Source organism: Streptomyces caelestis (genome assembly GCF_014205255.1).
In the GTDB taxonomy this organism is placed as follows: Bacteria; Actinomycetota; Actinomycetes; order Streptomycetales; family Streptomycetaceae; genus Streptomyces; species Streptomyces caelestis.
In genome coordinates this window covers 8294956-8314443 of sequence record NZ_JACHNE010000001.1, presented here as the reverse complement: position 1 = coordinate 8314443, position 19488 = coordinate 8294956, and the positions used below count along the sequence as shown (strand labels likewise).

Here is a 19488-nt window from a genome sequence, read left to right as displayed (position 1 = left end):
GCGGCGCCCATGTGCGATTCCGTGGACGAGGTCACTCAGGCCGTCCTGGCGAAGAACGACGGTCTGGCCGCGAGCCTGCGCGACGAGCTGACCCGGCGCGGAGTGAGCGTGGTCAATCTGCTGTCCAGCCCGGGCAGCGGCAAGACGGAGCTGCTCGGGCGGGTGCTCGCCAGGGCGGTGGAGCGGGGTCTCCCGGTGGCCGCGCTCACCGCCGACCTGGCGACCGAGAACGACGCCCACCGGCTCGCCCGTTCAGGAGCCCCGGTGAAGCAACTGCTGACGGACGGGCTGTGCCATCTGGAGGCGCGGCAGCTGCGCGGCCACCTGGAGAGCTGGCTGCCCGAGGACGCCTCGCTGCTGTTCGTGGAGAACGTCGGAAACCTCGTCTGCCCGGCGTCCTACGACCTCGGCGAGAGTCTGCGGATCGTGCTCATGGCGGTGACGGAGGGCGAGGACAAGCCGCTGAAGTACCCGACGGCCTTCGGGTCCGCCCATCTGGTGGTGCTGACCAAGACCGACCTGGCCGGGCCCGCCGGGTTCGACGGGACCGCCTTCGACACCCATGTCCAGCGGGTCAACCCCGGGGTGGAGGTGCTGCGGACCTGCGCCCGCACCGGCGCCGGCGTCGACGCTCTTCTGGAGCGGGTGCTCGCCGTACGGGACGGGGCCCCGGCGCACCGGCCTCCGCTGGCGCCCCGCCCGCACACCCACACCCATGAGGGCGGCGAAACCGGCCTCGTCCCGTGACAGCGCCCGCCACACAGGCGGTGCGCCGCCGCGTCACCGTGCGCGGCACCGTGCAGGGCGTGGGGTTCCGGCCCTTCGTGCACCGCCTGGCCACCGATCTCTCGCTCGCGGGCTTCGTGAGCAACACGGCGAGCGGAGTCCTCATCGAGGTGGAGGGCCCGCCGGACCGCGTCGCCGGCTTCTGCGACCGGCTGGCCACCCAGCCACCGCCGTTGGCCACCGTCACCGGCGTGGGGTTCGAGGACCTGCCCGTCAGCGGCGCCGACGGCACCTTCACCATCCGCTCCACCGACCGCTCCCCCGGCCGCACCCTCCTCCCGCCCGACACGGCGACCTGCGCCGATTGCCTGCGGGACCTGACCGATCCGGCGGACCGCCGGCACCGGCACGCGTTCGTCACCTGCACCCACTGCGGGCCCCGCTTCACCATCGCCACGGGCATGCCGTACGACCGGGCGGTCACCACCATGGCCGGCTTCCCGATGTGCGCCGACTGCGCCCGGGAGTACGGCGATCCCCTCGACCGGCGCTTTCACGCCCAGCCCGTGGCGTGCCCCGGTTGCGGTCCCCGGTTGCGCTTGGCGCCCGCCGCCGGCAGCGAGGTCCGCCCGGCACGGGACGCCGATGCACTCGCGACGGCGCGGGCTTTGCTGGCCGCCGGGCGGATCGTCGCCGTCAAGGGCCTCGGCGGCTACCACCTGGCGTGCGACGCGACCGACGCGCGGGCCGTCGAGACGCTGCGCACCCGCAAGGCGCGCGGCGGCAAGCCGTTCGCGGTGATGTGCGCGGACCTGGACGCCGTACGGCGGATCGCCGTGCTCTCCACTCCCGAGTCGGCCGCCCTCACCAGCCCCCGGCGCCCCATCGTCCTGCTCCGCCGGCGGGCGGAGCAGGCGGGCCTCGCGCCCGGCGTCTGCCCCGGCAGCCCTCACCTCGGCGTCATGCTGCCCTACACGCCCGTGCACACCCTGCTGTTCGGCCTGCCCGGCGATCCGCCGGGACCGCGTGTGCTGGTCATGACGAGCGGCAACCGCTCCGGCGAACCGATCGTCACGGACGACGACGAGGCACTGACCCGGCTCGCCGGGCTGGCCGACGCGTGGCTCGCCCACGACCGGCCCATCGCCTCGCCCTGCGACGATTCACTGCTGCGGGTGCGCCCCGACGGCACCGAGCAGGTGCTGCGCCGGTCGCGAGGGTACGTGCCCCGCCCGCTGCGGCTGCCGGTCCCGGTGCGGCCCGCGCTCGCCGTGGGCGGCGATCTGAAGAACGCCCTGTGCCTGGGCGAGGGCGACCATGCCTGGTTCGGCCCGCACATCGGCGACATGGGCGACCTGACCACCCTGGAGACGGCCCGGCGGGCGGAGGAGCACATGCGGTGCCTGACCGGCGTCGCCCCCGAAGTCGTCGCTGCGGACCGGCATCCTGGATACCACTCGGCGAGGTGGGCCTCCCGGCTGGCCGAGCACCCTCCTGTGCTGGTCCAGCACCACCACGCGCACATCGCCTCCGCGATGGCCGAGCACGGTCTCGACGGCACCGCACCCGTGATCGGCGTCGCCTTCGACGGCACGGGCTACGGTGACGACGGCACCGTCTGGGGCGGCGAGATCCTGCTCGCCGGCTACACCGGCCACCGGCGCCTGGCCCATCTGACCCCCGCCCCGCTGCCCGGTGGCGACGCGGGCGTGGCCAATCCATGCCGCCTGGCGCTCGCCCGGCTGTGGGCGGCGGGCCTGCCGTGGGACGCGGACCTGCCGAGCGTGACCGCCTGCGGAGACGATGAACTGGCCGTTCTGCGGCAGCAGTTGGCGCGCGGTGTGGCGTGTGTGGTGACCTCCAGCATGGGCCGGCTCTTCGACGCCGTGTCGTCGCTCGCCGGCGTGTGCCATCGCGCGGGGTACGAGGCGCAGGCCGCCCTGGAGCTGGAGGCCGCCGCCGCTGCGGCCTGGGGCGCCGATTCGTCGGCGTACGCCTTCGGCTTCGCGGCCGGCGCGTACGACCCGGCGCCGGTGCTGAGGACGCTGATCGCCGACCTGCGGCGCGGTGTCCCGGCCGCCGTGCTCGCCGCCCGCTTCCACCGCGGGGTGGCGCGGGCCGTCGCCGAGATCTGCCGGCGTACGCGCCGGGACACCGGCCTGGCCACCGTCGCCCTCAGCGGCGGGGTCTTCGCCAACGCTCTGCTGGAGGAGGAGTGCGCGCGGCTGCTGACCGACGACGGCTTCGTGGTGCTCCGGCACGGCGAAGTCCCTCCGAACGACGGCGGATTGGCCCTCGGCCAGCTGGTGGTCGCGGCGCACCTACGACAGAAGGAGTGACCCATGTGTTTGGCAGTGCCCGGCAAGGTCGTGGCCATCGACGACAGCGCGGATCCGCTCACCGGGCTGATCGACTTCGGCGGAGTGCAGAAACAGGCGTGTCTGGAGTACGTGCCCGATGTGCGGGTGGGCGAGTACGTCATCGTGCATGTCGGCTTCGCGCTCCAGCGCCTGGACGAGGAGTCGGCCCTGGCCTCGCTGAAGCTGTTCGAGGAACTGGGCCTGCTGGAGGAGGAGTTCGGCGACGCCTGGGAGCAGGCGGCGAAGGAGGCGGGAACGGCGTGAAGTACATCGACGAGTTCAACGACCCGGATCTGGCCCGGCGGCTGCTGGACGAGATCCGGGCCACCGCGACCCGGCCGTGGGCCCTGATGGAGGTGTGCGGCGGGCAGACCCACTCGATCATCCGGCACGGTATCGACCAACTGCTGCCCGAGCGGGTCGAGTTGATCCACGGGCCCGGCTGCCCCGTCTGCGTCACACCGCTGGAGGTCATCGACAAGGCGCTGGAGATCGCCTCGCGGCCCGGGGTGATCTTCTGTTCCTTCGGCGACATGCTCCGGGTGCCGGGCACCGGCCGCGACCTGTTCCGGGTCAAGGGCGAGGGCGGCGACGTACGCGTGGTCTACTCGCCGCTCGACGCCCTGGAGCTGGCCCGCCGCCACCCGGACCGGGAGGTGGTGTTCTTCGCGATCGGCTTCGAGACCACGGCCCCGGCCAACGCGATGGCCGTGCACCAGGCGCGCAGGCTGGGTCTGAACAACTTCAGCCTGCTGGTGTCGCATGTGCGGGTGCCTCCGGCCGTCGAGGCGATCATGACGGCTCCGGCCTGCCGGGTGCAGGGTTTCCTGGCCGCCGGACACGTGTGCAGCGTGATGGGCACGGCGGAGTACCCGGAGCTGGCCGAGCGGTTCGGTGTGCCGATGGTGGTGACCGGGTTCGAGCCGCTGGACATCCTGGAGGGCATCCGCCGGGCGGTCCGCCAGCTGGAGCGCGGCGAGCACCGGGTGGAGAACGCGTATCCGCGTGCCGTGCGCGAGGAGGGCAATCCGGCCGCCGTGCGCATGATCGAGGAGGTGTTCGAGGTCACCGACCGGTCCTGGCGCGGTATCGGGCGGATCCCGGCCAGTGGCTGGCGGCTGCGTGACGCCTTCCGCGCGTACGACGCCGAGCACCGCTTCGAGGTCACCGGGATCCGCACCGAGGAGCCCGCGGAGTGCCGCAGCGGTGAGGTGCTCCAGGGGCTGATCAAGCCGACCGAGTGCGCCGCGTTCGGCACCATCTGCACCCCGCGCACACCGCTCGGCGCCACCATGGTCTCCAGTGAGGGCGCCTGCGCGGCCTACTACCTGTACCGCCGGATGAACGCCCCGACGCCGCAAGCCGGCCGGGCCACACAGGAAGGAGTGGCTCCCGTTGCCTGAACAACGCGCCGGTGTGGTCGACCCGGCCGACTGGACCTGCCCCGCCCCACTGCGTGACCAGGGAGTGGTGGTAATGGGGCACGGCGGAGGCGGAGCACTGTCGGCGGAGCTGATGGAGCAGGTCTTCACGCCCGCCTACGGCAACGCCACGCTCGCCGGTCTCGCCGACTCCGCCGTCCTCGAACTGGGCGGTGCGCGGCTGGCCTTCTCCACCGACTCCTACGTGGTCCGTCCGCTGTTCTTCCCCGGCGGCAGCCTGGGCGACCTCGCGGTCAACGGCACCGTCAACGACCTGGCGATGAGCGGTGCGCGGCCCGCGTTTCTCTCCGCCGCGTTCGTCCTGGAGGAGGGCGTGGAGCTGACGGTCGTCGAACGGATCGCGTGCTCCATGGGCGCGGCGGCCGAGGCGGCCGGGGTCACCATCGCCACGGGTGACACCAAGGTGGTGGAGTCCGGGCACGGCGACGGTGTGTACGTCACCACCGCCGGTGTCGGGCTCGTCCCGGACGGGGTGGACATCCGGCCCCAGCGTGCGCGGCCCGGGGACGCCGTGATCGTCAGCGGGCCGATCGGTCTGCACGGGGTGGCGATCATGAGCGTGCGGGAGGGGCTGGAATTCGGGGTCGAGGTCACCAGCGACACCGTGCCGCTGGCGGATCTGGTGACGGCGATGCTGGCCGTCACCCCGGACATCCATGTGCTGCGCGACCCCACCAGGGGTGGCCTGGCGGCGTCCCTCAACGAGATCGCCCGCGCCTCGGGGACCGGGGTCCGGCTTCAGGAGCGCGCCATTCCGGTGCCGGACGCGGTGGCGAACGCCTGCGGGTTCCTCGGCCTCGACCCCCTCTACGTCGCCAACGAGGGCCGGCTCGTCGCCTTCGTGCCCCCCTCGGCGGTGGACGAGGTCCTCGCGGCGATGCGAGCCCACCCCCAGGGTGCCGGGGCCACGCTGATCGGCGAGTGCGTCGCCGACCATCCCGGCATGGTCGTGGCCGCCACCGGCCTCGGCGGCACACGGGTGGTGGATCTGCCGCTCGGCGAGCAGTTGCCGCGTATCTGCTGATCCGGTCCGGACGTGAGCGGGCCCCGCCGGACACGTCGGCGGGGCCCGCTCACACTATGCCGGGGCCGGTGACGGCTCGATCCCGGTGATCTCCAGTTCCCGGCCGCTGCGCAGGTCGCTGGAGGGGCGGTCGCAGCGCGGGCACCAGAAGAACGGGGGCATGCCCACCGGGAACTCCTCGGCGCACGGGCCGCACCAGGCCTGCGCGGGGACCGGCTCGACCACGAGCCGGGCCCCGGCGAGGGCGGTGCCGTCGCGGGCCACCTCGAAGGCGAAGTCCAGGGCGTCGGGGACGACGCCCGCCAGCTCGCCGACCCGGACGGTCACCGCCGAGACCGCCTCGGTCCCGTCCGCCCGGGCCAGCTCGCCGGCCCGCTCGATGATCGCGGTCGCGATCGACAGCTCGTGCACGGCCGGCTCACGGATACCGGCGGCCCGCGCGGAACCCGCCCGCCATCCGCCAGATCCGCATCTCCCGCCTCAGGCTGGGAAACTCCCAGCACAACAGGGCCAGGGCCACACCGCCCGCCAGGGCGGCCTCGGCCTTCAGCACCCGCTGTCCGCTCATCCCGCCTCGCCTGCGTGCGACGGGTCTGCGTACTCGTTGGAGCTTCATCGCGGCGACTCCCTGTCCTCTCCTCACGGCTGTCATCCCGGCGAGATGTTCGGCATGGTCTTCACGAGGGCGTCATGCCGCTTCCAGTGGATCCCCGTGGAGCGGCGCGCGTCGGCGGTGCCGTCCTCGTGGTGCCCGATCTGCTTGTCGTACCGGCCCTTGTTGCCCTGGTGCAGGCCGGCGACGTGGCCGGGCGTGTCGGGCCTGGCCTGGGCCCTGCCCACTCTGATGCTGCCCATGGGGTGCTCTCCTTCCTCGCCTCCGACCTGCGGAGTGCGTGCTGTGCGTGCTCATGGCCGCTCGGTGAGGTCCTCGAAGAACCGCTCGACGGCCGGCCAGACCTGGCCTCCGCCGGACAGGCCACGCCACTGGCCGCGTACGACGGCGACCATCCGGTAGCAGTCGTCGATCGGCACGATCCAGTGGTGGTCGAGGCCGTGGACGGTGTTCACCAGCAGGGCCTCCACCTCGGGTTCCACGGTGGCGAGCTGCGGACACGTCCCGGCCAGCTCCTGCCAGGCCGCCGCGTCCACCTCCCACCGCATGGCTCCCGCCGGGCTCGGGCCCTGCGCGGTGACCGTGCCGTCCGCCCGGGGCACGAAGAAGACCAGGCCGACCGGTACGCCCAGCACCGCCGTGTCGACGCGGGGCAGCCGGACCCGGCGCCGGGGCACGAGCCGGTAGTGGCCGTCGCCCGCCCCGGCCCCGGCGAACAGCACCGAGCAGGGGCCGCAGACGCAGCGCACCTCCTCCTGCCCGGTGTCGTAGAGGTGGGCGTGCTCGTCGGCGACGGGCGCGGCGCACAGGTCGCACACCTCCGCCCCGGCCGCCGCCGTGCGGTCGGCCGAGGAGCGGATGAGGCGGGCCAGCGCCCCGTCGATGGTCACCGTGCGCCTCGGTGCGTCAGCGTGGTCAGCGGTACGAACGCGGGAGCGGGCGTGCTCGGCAGCGGCTCCACCGCCGTCAGCTCGGGAGCGACGGCGAGCACCGCCTCCCGGACCGCGTCGGTGACGTCGGAACCTCCACCGCCGCAGCCGGAGCCGCAGCCGCCGCCCGTCTTCAGACGCACCCGGCCGACCTGCCCCTCCACACCGGCCCACTCCACGTCGCCGCCCCGCTCCCGTACCGCCGGCCGCAGCCGTTCGACCGCGCGGGCCGCCCGGCGCTCGGGGGGCTCGGGGTGGATGTCGTGCAGTACCAGCAGGTGCCCGAGCAGCTCGTCCTCGGCCAGGCGCTCGGCCAGCTGCCCGTCGGCGTGGTCGAGGACGCGGGCCAGGGCCTCGCCATAGACCTCGGTCAGGAGCGCGACCGCCTCGGTCGCGGAGCGTGTGGTGGGGCCAGGTGCGGACTCAAGGGTGTTCAGCAGCTCGTCGAGCCGGGCGAGCCGGGCCTCGACGTCCGGGTCCGCCAGGCGTGCGGTGGCGGCCTCAGCCATGGTTCGCCCCGTAGGTCGGCGAGTGCAGGGTGGTGAGCGTCTTGCCCTTGCCGACGTACATGTGCACACCGCACGGCAGGCAGGGGTCGAAGCTGCGGACGGTGCGCATGATGTCGACGCCCTTGAAGTCGTCCGGCCCGTTCTCCTCGAAGATGGGCTGGCCCTGGACGGCGTCCTCGTACGGGCCCGGCGTGCCGTACATGTCGCGGGGGCTGGCGTTCCACGGGGTGGGCGGGTACGGGTGGTAGTTGGCGATCTTCTTGTCCTTGATCACCAGGTGGTGGGAGAGGACGCCGCGCACCGCCTCGTGGAAGCCGCAGCCGATCGCCTCGTCGGGCACCTCGTAGTTCTCGAACACCTTGGTCTCGCCCGCGCGCACCAGGCCCATGGCCTCCTCCACGAACTGGAGGGCCATGGCGGCCGCGTAGGCAACGAAGTACGGGCGGGCGCGGTCGCGTTCGATGGTGTTGCTCCACTGCGGGATGCGCCACTCCAGGGTGGTCTCCGGCAGGGTCTCGCCCTTGGGCAGCGAGATGCGCACGCTGTTGCCGGTGGCCTTGACGTACGGCGTGTCGACCAGGCCGCTCAGCGCGGTCGACCAGAGCCGGGCGAGCGGGCCGCCGCCGGTGTCGAGGGCGAGGTGCTGGTCGGTCCTCATGTCGTACCATCGCGGGCTCATCACCCAGCTGTACTTGCCGTCGAATTCGCGTTTCTGCGGCACCGGGACGGTCGTCTGGTTCCAGGGGTGGCGCATGTCGACGGGGTTGCCGAGCGGGTCGTGCGTCACGAAGGGCTGTTCGCCCACCCAGTCCTCGTAGTACGAGCTGCCGAGCAGGATGCGCAGGCCGAGGTTGATGTCGACGAGGTTGTTGGTGACCAGTTCGCCGTCGACGATGATGCCCGGGGTGACGTACATGTCCTTGCCCCAGGAGTTCATCGTCTCGTACCGGTAGTCGACCGTCCTGGGGTCCTGGAAGGCGCCCCAGCAGCCCAGCAGGACGCGGCGGCGGCCGACCTCCTCGTAGCCGGGCAGCGCCTCGTAGAAGAAGTCGAAGACGTCGTCGTTCAGGGCGACGGCCTTCTTCACGAAGTCGATGACCCGCATGAGGCGGCTGAGGTAGTCGGTGAAGGCGGTCGGCTGCGGCATCGTGCCGACGCCGCCAGGGTACAGCGTGGACGGGTGGACGTGCCGCCCCTCCATGAGGCAGAACATCTCCCGGGTGATCCGGCTGACCTTCAGGGCCTCCTTGTAGACCTCGCCCTCGAAGGGGTTGAAGGCCCTCATGATGTCGGCGATCGTGCGGTAGCCGTGGATCTCGCCGCGGGGAGCGTCGGTGCGTTCGGCGCGGGCCAGCACACTCGGATTGGTGGCCTTGACCATCGCCTCGCAGAAGTCCACGAACACCAGGTTGTCCTGGAAGATCGTGTGGTCGAAGAGGTACTCGGCCGCTTCACCCAGGTTGACGATGTAGTCGGCCAGCGGGGGCGGCTTGACGCCGTAGGCCATCTGCTGGGCGTAGTCGGAGCAGGTGGTGTGGTTGTCGCCGCAGATGCCGCAGATCCGGGACGTGATGAAGCCCGCGTCACGCGGGTCCTTGCCCTTCATGAACACCGAGTAGCCGCGGAACAGCGACGAGGTGCTGTGGCATTCGACGACTTCCCGGTTGGCGAAGTCGATCTTCGTGTAGATGCCCAGGTTCCCGATGATCCGGGTGATGGGATCCCAGGACATGTCCACGAGCTGTGGTGGTTTGCGCTCGGTGGGCCGGGCCTCGGTGGTGGTCATCTGCGGTACTGCCCCTCGCTGTCGGTGTTCCGTGGTCGGGTGGTGGGGTGTGCCTGACGCGGCATCAGGGCCGCCAGCGCGGGTCGTAGCCGCTGGTCAGCTTGCGCTTGTTGTGGCGCCACCTGGGCTCGTGGTTGACCAGCTCGTTGGTCATGCCCCGCAGGCGGCGGATGACGGCCCCGTACGGCTTGATGGCCAGGGACGACAGGGTTCCGCCGGGGGGCTCGTCCATGAACGGCATGAACGCGTCGGGGAAGCCGGGCATGGTGCATCCGATGCAGATGCCGCCGACGTTCGGGCAGCCGCCGATGCCGGCCATCCAGCCGCGTTTGGGCACATTGCAGTTGACGACCGGACCCCAGCAGCCCGTCTTGACGAGGCACTTGGGCGAGTTGTAGTCCTTGGCGAAGCTGGCCTGCTCGTAGTAGGCGCCGCGGTCGCAGCCCTCGTGGACCGTCTTGCCGAACAGCCACTGCGGGCGCAGCATGTGGTCCAGCGGGGGCGGGGGTGCGGAGCCGGCCGCGTGGTAGAGGACCCAGACCAGGGTCTCCATGAAGTTCTCGGGCTGGATCGGGCAGCCGGGCACGTTGACGATCGGCAGGCCGCCCCGTGAGGTGAAGTCCCAGCCCAGGTAGTCGGCGAGGCCCATGCAGCCCGTGGGGTTGCCGGCCATGGCGTGGATGCCGCCGAAGGTGGCGCAGGTGCCGGCGGCCACCACCGCCCAGGCCTTGGGGGCCAGTTGGTCGATCCACCAGTTCAGGGTCTGCGGCTCGCCGGTCTCCGGGTCGTTGCCGAAGGACGTCCAGTAGCCGTCGCCCTCGATGATGTTCTGGTTGGGGACCGAACCCTCGATGACGAGGATGAACGGCTCCAGCTCGCCGCGTACGGCCGCCCGGTAGGGAGCGAGGAAGTCCTCGCCGCCCAGGCTCGGTGAGAGGACCTTGTTGACCAGGTTCACCTTCGGCAGGCCCGGGATCAGTCCGAGCACCAGGTCCTCGATGGAGGGCTGGCCGGCTGCGGTCAGGGAGACGGTGTCGCCGTCGCAGCTCATGCCTTCGGAGATCCAGAGGATGGTGATCTCGTCGAAGCCCTGCCGGTCCTCGGCCCGTTCGGGTTCCTTGCTGACTTCGGTGGTGCTGCTGTGCGTTGTCATGTCACTCGGCCTCCGCTGCGGGGGTCTCGGAGTCGGTCGCGTGCCGCGCCTTCGCTGCGGCGGGAGCCGGTGCCGACGGCTCGTCCGGGGATCCGGCGGGCTCGAGGGGTTCGAGCTCGTCGGGCCGGAAGTAGTGGAAGCGGCCGTACCAGGTGTGCAGTTCGGACGCGGGGTCGTCGTCGAGGGTGACGGCGAGGTGCACGCTGCCGTCCACGTCGTGGAAGACGGCCGCGACCTCTGCGGTACGGCCGGCCAGGAACATGTCCTGGGCGTCGGCGCCGCGTCCCCGGGGGCGAAGCCGGACGCGGCTGCCGCCGCCGAGCGGGACGCCGTCGACGAGCACGGTGTCGGTGGCCGGGGCGAGGCCGTCGTCGGCGCCCTCCTGCCACCAGGCGGGGCGTTCGGCGGGCGCCGGAGCAACCGGGGCGGCCGGTGCCAGGGAGCGGACGGCGCCGTGCAGCCGCTCGAAGACCTCCTGCGGCATGGTGTCGACCCGGTCGAGGATCGCGGCCGCCCGCGGGTCGGTGGCCCGCGCTTCGCGCTTCTCCTCGTCGGTCAGCAGCATCGTACGCAGCGTGAGGATCTCGTCGATCTCCGCCGCGTCGTGCAGGTCGCCCGGGCTCTCGGGGGCCACCTGGGGATGGTCGGGCAGGATGATCGGCGCGGAGAGCAGGACGTGTCCGTCGCCGCCGGCATCGCCACCGAGGACGGGGAAGGTGAACTCGTTCCGGCACGACCGGGCGAGTGTGCGCAGGTGCGTCGGCGGATCGGTCAGCGAGACGAAGTCCACGCCGTCGCCGCCGATGACGGTGTGGGTGGCGATGAGGGCCCGGCGCAGTGCCTCGTCACGAGCGGTCCGCGGTTCCGGTGCGGGCCCGGTGTTCGTGGTGCGCACGCGGAGCCGGCAGAGGTCGTCCGAGAGTCGCTCGGCGGTGACGGTGGTGTCGGCCCGTACCTCGTCGCGGTGCCGCACCACCCGCCCGGCGCGACCGGGCAGCGGCTCGACGTCCACGCCGGCCGGCGCGACCACGGGGACGGTGCGTCCGCCCTGAAGGAGCTCGTCGAGCGGGATCTCGACCTCGCGTTCACGCGGGACGGCCTCGTCGAAGGTGAGATGCGTCGTGCCGTCGGCGGTGCGCAGCGACTCGACGGCACGATGACGGCCGCCGCGGGTCTCCTCCACCTGCTTGCGCTGCATCTGGAGGTGACGGACCCGCACACGCACGGACGCGCTGCCGGGCTGCCGGATCCGCACCAGGCACTCGGTCTGCTGGTACCAGGAGTCGGCGGAGCCGGAGACACCGGGGACCACGGGGCCGTCCGCCTCCACCCAGTCCCGCGGGAACAGGACCCCGAACTGCCATCGGACGCGGTTCTTGGCCGAGGACCGGCGGTAGGGGTAGAGGAGGTAGCCCTCGTAGAGGACGGCGTCGGCGACGGCGCTCACCTGCTCGAAGGCGTCCGGGGACCGGTCCGGCGGCAGATCCTCGCCACCTCTCGTCACAGCGCACGCCGTGCCGCCCTCGGCCAGTCCCTCCGCCATCGCGCCTCCTCGTCCGGGTGTGCACACGCATCCAGGGGTGCACGCGCATCCCTTCCACCACGGTCACACCGCTCATCCACGCTCGCCTCCTCCGGCGCAGTGTTATTGGGCCGTTCGGGGCTGTTACGTGCTGCACGACGACGGCCCGTCGGCGGTGAGCGCGACGGGCCGGTGTCGGGATCGTGGGAGTGGAGGGCGTCACTTCTGCACGTGGGACAGCCGCCGTGCCAGCAGGGGGACGATCACCGCGGCGGCCACCACATGCGACGCGGCGAGGACGATCTGGGTGGACGTGGCCGTGTGCGGGGCGACAACCGGGCCGGCGAGGGACAGGGCGGTGAGGACGACGGTGGTCACGGTGAAGGTGCGGGCGGGCCGCTTGGCCCAGCGGGCGAGCACCACGGCCAGGACGATTCCGGCGACCGACCAGAACACCACGCCGCTGCCGAAGCCGCCGACGGGGATCTCCGCGGCCTCCTTGGCCCCGGGGCCGGCCGCCTCCATCGGGACGCCGGCGGCCCGGGCGACGAGTGCGAACGCCTCCGTCACGACCGCACCGGCGAGCGTCGCCAGGACGCCGACCAGCCAGACGGGGCGCGTGGAGAGGAAGCCGGGGGTGGGGAACTCGGTCCGGGGCTGCGTCTGAGGGGTCGTCACGCTCATGTCGCCTTCTCCTGCTCGCTGTTGGGCTGAAAGCCTTACGGAGAGGCAGACCGGGCGAGGAGCCGGAACTCATCGGTGAACCGAGGACCGAAGCGACCGTTCGGCGGAACAGCACAAGTCGCCTGCACGAACCGGCGAGTCCTGGGAAGGCGTCACACCATGGACCAGCCGATGCACCAGCACATCCGCACGACCACCAGCCCCGCCGGCACGACCCTGGCCGACCCGCTGGTCAACAAGGGCACCGCCTTCAGTCGGCAGGAGCGCGCCGAGCTCGGCCTCGACGGGCTGCTGCCACCCGCCGTGGAGACCCTGGACGAGCAGGTCGCCCGCGCCTACGACGCGTTCCACGGCTACGACAAGCCCCTCAACCGGCACATCTACCTGCGTCAGCTCCAGGACACCAACGAGGTGCTCTTCTACCGCCTGGTCACCGAGTACCTGGAGGAGCTGCTGCCCATCGTCTACACGCCGACGGTCGGTGAGGCCTGTCAGCGTTTCAGCGAGATCTACCGGCGGCCGCGCGGGCTGTTCCTGACGTGGGAGGACCGGCACCGCTTCCGGGACATCCTGCGCAACCGCCCGCACCGCGACGAGGACGTGGACGTCATCGTCGTCACCGACGGGCAGCGCATCCTCGGCCTGGGCGACCAGGGCGTCGGCGGGATGGGCATCCCGATCGGCAAGCTCAGCCTCTACACGGCGATCGGCGGCATCCACCCCGCCCGCACCCTGCCGATCCTGCTGGACGTCGGCACCGACAACGAGGACCTGCTCGGCAACCCGCGCTACCTCGGCCGGCGTGCCCGCAGGCTGACCGGCACCGAGTACGACGAGATGATCGAGGCCTTCGTCTCGGCGGTGGAGGCGGAGCTTCCCGGAACGCTGCTCCAGTGGGAGGACTTCGCCACCGCCCACGCCTATCCCATCCTCTCGCGTTACCGGGACCGGCTGCTCACCTTCAACGACGACATCCAGGGCACGGCGGCCGTCACGCTCGGCGCCCTGTCCACCGCCGCGAACGTGTCCGGCACCGCGCTGTCCGAGCAGCGCCTGGTGATCCTGGGGGCGGGGTCGGCCGCCATCGGTGTCGCCGACATGATCCGGACGGCCATGATCGAGGAGGGCCTGTCCGAGGACGAGGCCACGGCACGCTTCTGGATCCTCGACGTCGACGGCCTGCTGGTGCGGTCGCGCAGCGAACTGACGCCGCAGCAGCGCGAGTTCGCGCGCGACGACAGCGAGGTGAACGGCTGGGACGGCACCGGCCTCGCCGAGGTGGTGCGCCGTGTCGAGCCGACGGCGCTCATCGGGCTGTCGACGGCTCATGGCGCGTTCACCGAGGAGATCGTGCGGCAGATGGGCTCGACCTGCGAACGGCCCGTCATCTTCCCGCTCTCCAACCCCACCTCCCACTCCGAGGCCGAGCCCGCCGACCTCACCCGCTGGACCGACGGCCGGGCGCTGATCGCCACCGGCTCGCCCTTCCCGCCGCTCACGGTGGACGGGCACGAGGTGCCGGTGGCGCAGTCGAACAACGTGTACGTCTTCCCGGCCATGGGCCTCGCGGTGACCGCGAGCGGGGCCACACGCGTCACCGACCGCATGATGGTGGCCGCCGCCCGTGCCGTCGCCGAGTGCGCGGTACGGGCGGCCCACGGCGAGGACGGTCCCGTGCCGCTGCTGCCGCCCCTGAGCGGGATGCGCGAGTCCGCTCGCGAGATCGCCCTGGCCGCGGCTCTCGCCGCCGTCGAGGACGGGGTGGCCCCGCGGGCGACGGAGGCGGAACTGCGCGAGGCGATCGCGAAGACCCAGTGGACGCCGCGGTACTAGTGCACGAGAACGGTGGTCAGTGGCTGCTCCGGTGTGCGTGGGCTTCGGCGAGGAGCAGGTAGCTCGCGGCGGTCCACGTGTAGGCGCGGTCGCGCAGACCCGTGCCCGTGAGGGCGTCGAAGTTCTCGGCGAAGCCGTGGGTCTCGCACAGGGCGCGGAAGCGGGCGCTGATGTCGTCGGCGAGCCGGTGGTGGCCGGCGCGGCGCAGGCCGTCCTCGATGAGGACGGTGGCGGGGGCCCAGACGGGGCCGCGCCAGTAGCCGTCGGAGAGGTAGTGCGGTGAGGTGGGCAGTTCGGTGGCGAGGCCGTACGGGGTCAGATGGGACTTGATGTGGTCGGCCAGGGCGCTGCCGATCTCGCCGGGCAGGTGTTCGCCCAGCACGATGGGCATCAGGTCGAGGAGGCTGGAGCTGCTCCAGGTGTCCCCGGTGGCGGCTCCGCGGGCGACGAACCGTTCGCCGGTCCAGAGCTCGTCCAACAGGGCCGACTGGATCTCGTGTGCCGTACGCGTCCACCGGCTCGCCTCGTCCGGCTTGCGCAACTCCTCGGCCAGGTAGGCGAGTTCATGCAGTTGGAGGACGAGGAAGGCGGCCAGGTCGGCGGTGACGACCACCCGCTCGGGGTCGAAGGTGGTGGCGTTGTCCCAGCCGCTGTCGTTGCCGTGCTGGTAGTGGGGCAGGACGGCGCCGGGTGCGCGCCGTACGGAGAGCCAGAAGTGCGTCCAGCGGGCCAGCCGGTCGTATGTCTCGGCCAGTTCCGCACTGCTGGGAGGCGCCGGCAGCCGACGGCGCAGATGGCCCGACGCCCAACCGTGAATGGGCGGTTTGACGAAGTTGTGGAGGACCTCGGAGTGGGTGACGGAGTCGGGCAGGGCTCCGGTGCCGTCCTGGTGGTCGAAGGGCAGGGCGAACTGGTCCACGGCCAGTTCGGGACAGCCCGGAGCCAGTGCCAGGGCGTTGAAACAGTGGTCCCAGCTCCAGACCTTGTCCATCCAGTGCTTGGACATGAGGACGGCCGGCCGGGAGACGAGTCCGGCCGGGCGTACGGACGCCGACCAGAGGACGTAGGCGGCGAGTTCGGCTGCCGGGGTGGCGGACGAGCGCCAAGGGGCCACCGCGTCGACGAAGTCGGCGAAGGATCCGCGTGCCGCCGCAACGATCTCGCCGAAGGCGGCCGAGGACGCGTAGGGCGGGCGAGCGGTGTCGAGTTCCTCGACGGCGATCTCCCACTCGCCGTCCGCCACCGCGGCCACGGCGAGACGGCGGTCGCCGCCTCCCAGGGCCTGGGCTCCGGCGGTGTGGGCGATACGGCCGGACAGGAGGGTGACGCGGTAGCGGCGCCCCGTCTCGTACGAGGTGAACACGTGGGCGTCCGCCGCCGGGTCGTGGAAGAAGTACGTCCCGCTGAACGGCGTCAGGACCTGGGCGGCCGCACTGACGCTGATGCCCAGGCCGCTCCCCCGCAGGCGCACGGTGTCCGGCGACTCGTAGGCGAGGTCGATGCGCCCGGCAGGGCCGACCCAGCTGAGCAGTCCCGGTGTCGCCTCGACACGGGTCCCGGCGCGCTCGCCCGTCGCCGGTTCCAGGGGGACGAGGCGGAGGACGGCGTGCATGCCGTTCTGGTGCGAGACGAGGTGGAGGTCCTCGGCGTACGTCTTCTCCGCCACCACGGGTGAGATGCCGAACCAGGATCCGAACGTGCTGAACGGGATGTCGTGGACGGAGAAGGCCGGTCCGGACGACGGGGCGGCGGTCATGAAGGCGTAACTCGTTTCTCGAGCAGGGATCGTCGGCAGAAGGGGAGGTTCGCGGGCGGCCCGCGGGAGGTCAGTCCTTGACGGCTCCGGCGGTCACGCCGGCGGCGACGTAGCGCTGGGCGAGGACGAGGATGACCGCGGCGGGCAGCGAGGCCACGACGGCGGTGGCCATGATGGCGTTCCACTCCTGGTTGTTGTTGCCGATGTAGTGGTAGATGCCGAGGGTGATCGGCTCGTGCGCACCGCCGTTGACCAGGGTGCTGGCGAAGACGAAGTCGGACCAGGACCACAGGAACGCGAACAGGGACACGGTGACGACGGCGTTGCGGCTCATCGGCAGCACGATCGCGCGGAAAGTGCGCCAGGGCCCGGCGCCGTCCATCTGCGCCGCCTGGAGCAGTTCACGGGGGATGCCGGACATGAACGCCGTGAAGATGAGCACCGCGAACGGGACGGCCAGGGTGGAGTCGGCGACGATCAGGCCGGGCACGGACTGGAGCAGGCCGAGCTGGAGGTAGATGGCGTAGAAGCCCATCGCCATGATGATGCCGGGGATCATCTGGGCGACCAGGAAGAGGAAGCCGAGCACGCCGCCGCCGCGCGGGCGGAGTTTGGCCAGGGCATAGCCGGCGGGGGCGGCCAGGGCCACGGTGAGGGCGACGGTGCCCAGACCGATGACGAGGCTGGTGGCGAGGTAGGGCAACTGCTCGCCCAGGACGGTGCGGTAGCCGGCCAGGGTGCCGTTCAGCGGCAGCAGGTCGGGCGGGCTCTTGCGCATGTCCTGGTCGCGGGTGAGAGAGACGTTGAGCATCCAGTAGACCGGGAAGAGCATGATCGCGGTCAGCAGCACGCCGATGGCCGTCTTCCACCACGTACGGCTGGTGCTTCGGTTCATGACAGCGCCTGCTTTCGCTGGACCCGGATGTAGACGAGGCCGAAGACCAGGGCGGCGACGACGAGCAGGTTGCCGACGGCCGCTCCGGGGCCGAAGGCGGGCAGGAGGTTGCCGAAGCCGAGCTGGTAGGACCAGGTGGCGAAGGTCGTGGACGAGTCCGCCGGACCGCCCTTGGTCATGATCCAGATGATGTCGAAGACCTTGAGCGTGTAGACCAGGCCCAGGAGCAGGGTGATCGCGGACACCGGGCGCAGCAGCGGGAAGGTGATACGCCAGAAGCGCTGCCAGGCGTTCGCCCCGTCCAGCGCCGCGGCCTCGTACAGGCCGGCGGGGATGGACTGGAGGCCGCTGTGGAGCACGACCAGGTTGAAGGGGACGCCGATCCAGATGTTGGCGATGATCACCGAGGTGAGCGACCAGGACGGTGAGGTCAGCCAGTTCACCGGGTCGACGCCGACGGTGCCCATCAGGGCGTTGACGATGCCGGAGTCGCTGTTGAGCATCCACGACCAGGTGGAGGCCGACACGATCAGCGGGAGCAGCCAGGGCACCAGGAACAGGGCCCGTAGGGTCGCGGAGAGCCGGAAGTGCTGGTGGAAGAAGACCGCCAGGGCCAGGCCGATGGCGTACTGGAAGACCAGGCACACGGCGGTGAACACCACGGTGTGGAGCAGGGCCGGGGCGAAGGTCGGGTCGTCGAGGATCTTCCCGTAGTTCTCCAGGCCCGTGAAGGGCGCGTTGCCCTGGACGAAGGAGCGGACCGTGTAGTCGCGCAGGCTCAGGTCGAGGTTGCGGTAGAGCGGATAGGCGTAGAAGAGGACGAGGTAGAGGGTCACCGGGGTGAGGAAGGCCCAGGCGGCCCATTGCTGGGAGGCCGGGCGGCGTGGTGTCGCCGCACGGGCCGGGGCGGGGGCGGCGGCCGCCGCCGTCCCGGTCGGGGTGCGCGCGGGCCGGTGGTCCGGCGGATGTGCCGTCTGCTTCATCGGGCCCATGTCACTCGGCCGCGGCCTGCGCCGACGTCAGCGCGTCCTTGGGCGACTTGGCCCCGCTGAGAGCGGACTGGACCGCCTTCCACAACTGCTCCGAGATCTTGGGGTACTTGGTCCCGAGGTCGCCGCTGGTGCGTCCCTTGGCCGATTTCACCGCGCCGACCCAGGGCTTCAGCGCGGGGTTCGCCGCCACCTGCTTGCTCTGGACCTCGCTGGTGGGGGCCACATAGGACAGGGTGGTGTCGGTGTCGTACAGGTTCTGGGTGCTGGTCAGGCAGGTCGCCAGCTTCTGCGAGGTGGTGTAGCGGCCGGTGTCGTCCTGCACCGGGAGGGTGACGAACTCGCCGCCGGTCGGGGCGGCGGCGTTGCCCCCTTCGGAGCCCGGGATCGGCAGGACGCCGTACTCGAAGCCGGCCTTCTCGGCGCCTGCGAGCTGCCAGGTGCCGTTCTCGGCGAAGGCGTAGTCGCCGCCGGCGAACTCCTGCCAGCTCGTCGTCTGGGTGTTGTTGATGACCGAGTTGGGCGCGTAGCCCTGCTTCAGCCAGTCCTGCCACAGCGACAGCGCGGAGACGGCCTGGGCGGAGTCGAGTTCGGTCAGTTCGGCGCCCGCGCCCCAGAACCAGGGCAGGAACTGGAAACTGCCCTCCTCGGTGCCGATGGCGGAGAACGTGATGCCCTTCTTGCCGGCCTTCTTGACCTTCGCCAGGGCCGCCGTCAGCGACTTCCAGTCCTTGACCGAGGAGACGTCCACCCCGGCGTCCTTCAGCACTTCCTTGTTGTAGTAGAGGGCGAGGGTGTTGGCTCCGATCGGGGTGCCGTACGTCTTGCCGCCCGACTGGCCGGCCGCGAGCAGGTTGGGATCGACGTCGGAGGTGTCGAGCTTGTTGTCGTCGGTCGTGGTGAGCACGCCCGCCTCGGCCAGAGTCGAGACGACGGGGTTGTCGACGATGAGGACGTCCGGGGAGTTGCCCTGCTGGGCCGCGAGCAGCGTCTTGTTGGCCAGGTCGCTGGTGTCGAAGCCGGTCCGCTGGATCTTCACACCGGCCTGGGTGCCGCACTTGTCCAGCAGCTTCGTCCAGGCCGAGCCCTTGGCGAACTGCGGGTACGGGTCCCAGATCGTGTAGGTGCCGCTGTCGGCGTCCTTGGCGTCGGTGCTGCCCGCGCCAGAGGAACAGGCGGTGCCGACGACGGCGACGACGGTCGACAGGGCCACGGTGGCGAGGAGCCGTCTGGAGGGACTGTGCATGGCGGGTCCTTCGTTCTTGGC

19 protein-coding genes are annotated in these 19488 nt (G+C 71.5%); 6 read left to right on the top strand and 13 right to left on the bottom strand.

The features are described from left to right. Positions 1-9: 9 nt before the first annotated feature. Genes hypB through hypE form a run of 5 tightly spaced genes read left to right on the top strand, consistent with a single transcriptional unit; the run spans position 10 to position 5552 of the window. Positions 10-747: a hydrogenase nickel incorporation protein HypB gene (gene hypB / locus HDA41_RS37645; protein ID WP_184992102.1), complete on the top strand. Its 738-nt coding sequence runs from the start codon at positions 10-12 to the stop codon at positions 745-747. After that, on the top strand, positions 744-3065 hold the full coding sequence (gene hypF, locus HDA41_RS37640) for a carbamoyltransferase HypF (protein ID WP_184992100.1): 2322 nt from the start codon (positions 744-746) through the stop codon (positions 3063-3065). Before hypB ends, hypF begins: the two co-directional genes overlap by 4 nt. A gap of 3 nt (positions 3066-3068) precedes the next feature. Then, positions 3069-3350, top strand: a complete 282-nt coding sequence (locus HDA41_RS37635; protein WP_059419943.1) for a HypC/HybG/HupF family hydrogenase formation chaperone — start codon at positions 3069-3071, stop codon at positions 3348-3350. Then, positions 3347-4489 carry a hydrogenase formation protein HypD gene (gene hypD / locus HDA41_RS37630; RefSeq protein WP_184992098.1) on the top strand — a complete coding sequence of 381 codons (1143 nt, stop codon included), beginning with the start codon at positions 3347-3349 and terminating at the stop codon, positions 4487-4489. Before HDA41_RS37635 ends, hypD begins: the two co-directional genes overlap by 4 nt. Next, positions 4482-5552 (top strand): hydrogenase expression/formation protein HypE, encoded by a 1071-nt coding sequence (gene hypE / locus HDA41_RS37625; protein WP_184992096.1) that lies wholly within the window; start codon positions 4482-4484, stop codon positions 5550-5552. Before hypD ends, hypE begins: the two co-directional genes overlap by 8 nt. Positions 5553-5606: 54 nt before the next feature. Here the strand turns inward: hypE and hypA are convergent, their stop codons facing one another. From hypA to HDA41_RS37580, 9 genes are all read right to left on the bottom strand, one after another. Next, positions 5607-5963, bottom strand: a complete 357-nt coding sequence (gene hypA, locus HDA41_RS37620; protein WP_184992093.1) for a hydrogenase maturation nickel metallochaperone HypA — start codon at positions 5961-5963, stop codon at positions 5607-5609. A gap of 7 nt (positions 5964-5970) precedes the next feature. Then, positions 5971-6168 carry a hypothetical protein gene (locus HDA41_RS37615; RefSeq protein WP_184994213.1) on the bottom strand — a complete coding sequence of 66 codons (198 nt, stop codon included), beginning with the start codon at positions 6166-6168 and terminating at the stop codon, positions 5971-5973. A gap of 32 nt (positions 6169-6200) precedes the next feature. Continuing rightward, a complete protein-coding gene (locus tag HDA41_RS37610) occupies positions 6201-6407 on the bottom strand; it encodes a hypothetical protein (protein ID WP_184992091.1) in 207 nt (68 codons plus the stop codon). Positions 6408-6458: 51 nt separating this feature from the next. Next, on the bottom strand, positions 6459-7055 hold the full coding sequence (locus HDA41_RS37605; RefSeq protein WP_184992089.1) for a DUF5947 family protein: 597 nt from the start codon (positions 7053-7055) through the stop codon (positions 6459-6461). Then, positions 7052-7603, bottom strand: coding sequence for a NifU-related iron-sulfur-binding protein (locus HDA41_RS37600; protein ID WP_184992087.1), 552 nt, complete (start codon positions 7601-7603; stop codon positions 7052-7054). The genes HDA41_RS37605 and HDA41_RS37600 overlap by 4 nt, the downstream gene beginning before the upstream one ends. After that, positions 7596-9389 (bottom strand): nickel-dependent hydrogenase large subunit, encoded by a 1794-nt coding sequence (locus tag HDA41_RS37595; protein WP_184992085.1) that lies wholly within the window; start codon positions 9387-9389, stop codon positions 7596-7598. The genes HDA41_RS37600 and HDA41_RS37595 overlap by 8 nt, the downstream gene beginning before the upstream one ends. A gap of 64 nt (positions 9390-9453) precedes the next feature. Next, complete coding sequence (locus HDA41_RS37590; RefSeq protein ID WP_184992083.1) at positions 9454-10542, bottom strand: NADH-quinone oxidoreductase subunit B family protein; 1089 nt, start codon at positions 10540-10542, stop codon at positions 9454-9456. Between the two features lies 1 nt (position 10543). Further along, the gene (locus tag HDA41_RS37585) at positions 10544-12085 is read right to left on the bottom strand and encodes a hypothetical protein (protein ID WP_184992081.1); all 1542 of its coding nucleotides are present in this window, start codon (positions 12083-12085) and stop codon (positions 10544-10546) included. 198 nt (positions 12086-12283) lie between these two features. Next, positions 12284-12748 carry a DUF6069 family protein gene (locus tag HDA41_RS37580; protein WP_184992079.1) on the bottom strand — a complete coding sequence of 155 codons (465 nt, stop codon included), beginning with the start codon at positions 12746-12748 and terminating at the stop codon, positions 12284-12286. A 159-nt stretch (positions 12749-12907) separates the two neighbouring features. On the opposite strand from HDA41_RS37580, the gene HDA41_RS37575 reads away from it, so the two are divergent. Next, the gene (locus HDA41_RS37575) at positions 12908-14581 is read left to right on the top strand and encodes an NAD-dependent malic enzyme (protein ID WP_184992076.1); all 1674 of its coding nucleotides are present in this window, start codon (positions 12908-12910) and stop codon (positions 14579-14581) included. Positions 14582-14597: 16 nt separating this feature from the next. Here the strand turns inward: HDA41_RS37575 and HDA41_RS37570 are convergent, their stop codons facing one another. The 4 genes from HDA41_RS37570 to HDA41_RS37555 form a co-directional block, all read right to left on the bottom strand. Next, positions 14598-16337, bottom strand: coding sequence for an amylo-alpha-1,6-glucosidase (locus tag HDA41_RS37570; RefSeq protein ID WP_184992065.1), 1740 nt, complete (start codon positions 16335-16337; stop codon positions 14598-14600). Positions 16338-16407: 70 nt separating this feature from the next. After that, complete coding sequence (locus tag HDA41_RS37565; RefSeq protein ID WP_184992063.1) at positions 16408-17232, bottom strand: carbohydrate ABC transporter permease; 825 nt, start codon at positions 17230-17232, stop codon at positions 16408-16410. Then, positions 17229-18215, bottom strand: a complete 987-nt coding sequence (locus tag HDA41_RS37560) for a carbohydrate ABC transporter permease (RefSeq protein ID WP_184992061.1) — start codon at positions 18213-18215, stop codon at positions 17229-17231. Before HDA41_RS37560 ends, HDA41_RS37565 begins: the two co-directional genes overlap by 4 nt. A gap of 10 nt (positions 18216-18225) precedes the next feature. Continuing rightward, a complete protein-coding gene (locus HDA41_RS37555) occupies positions 18226-19467 on the bottom strand; it encodes a sugar ABC transporter substrate-binding protein (RefSeq protein ID WP_184992059.1) in 1242 nt (413 codons plus the stop codon). Positions 19468-19488 lie beyond the last annotated feature (21 nt).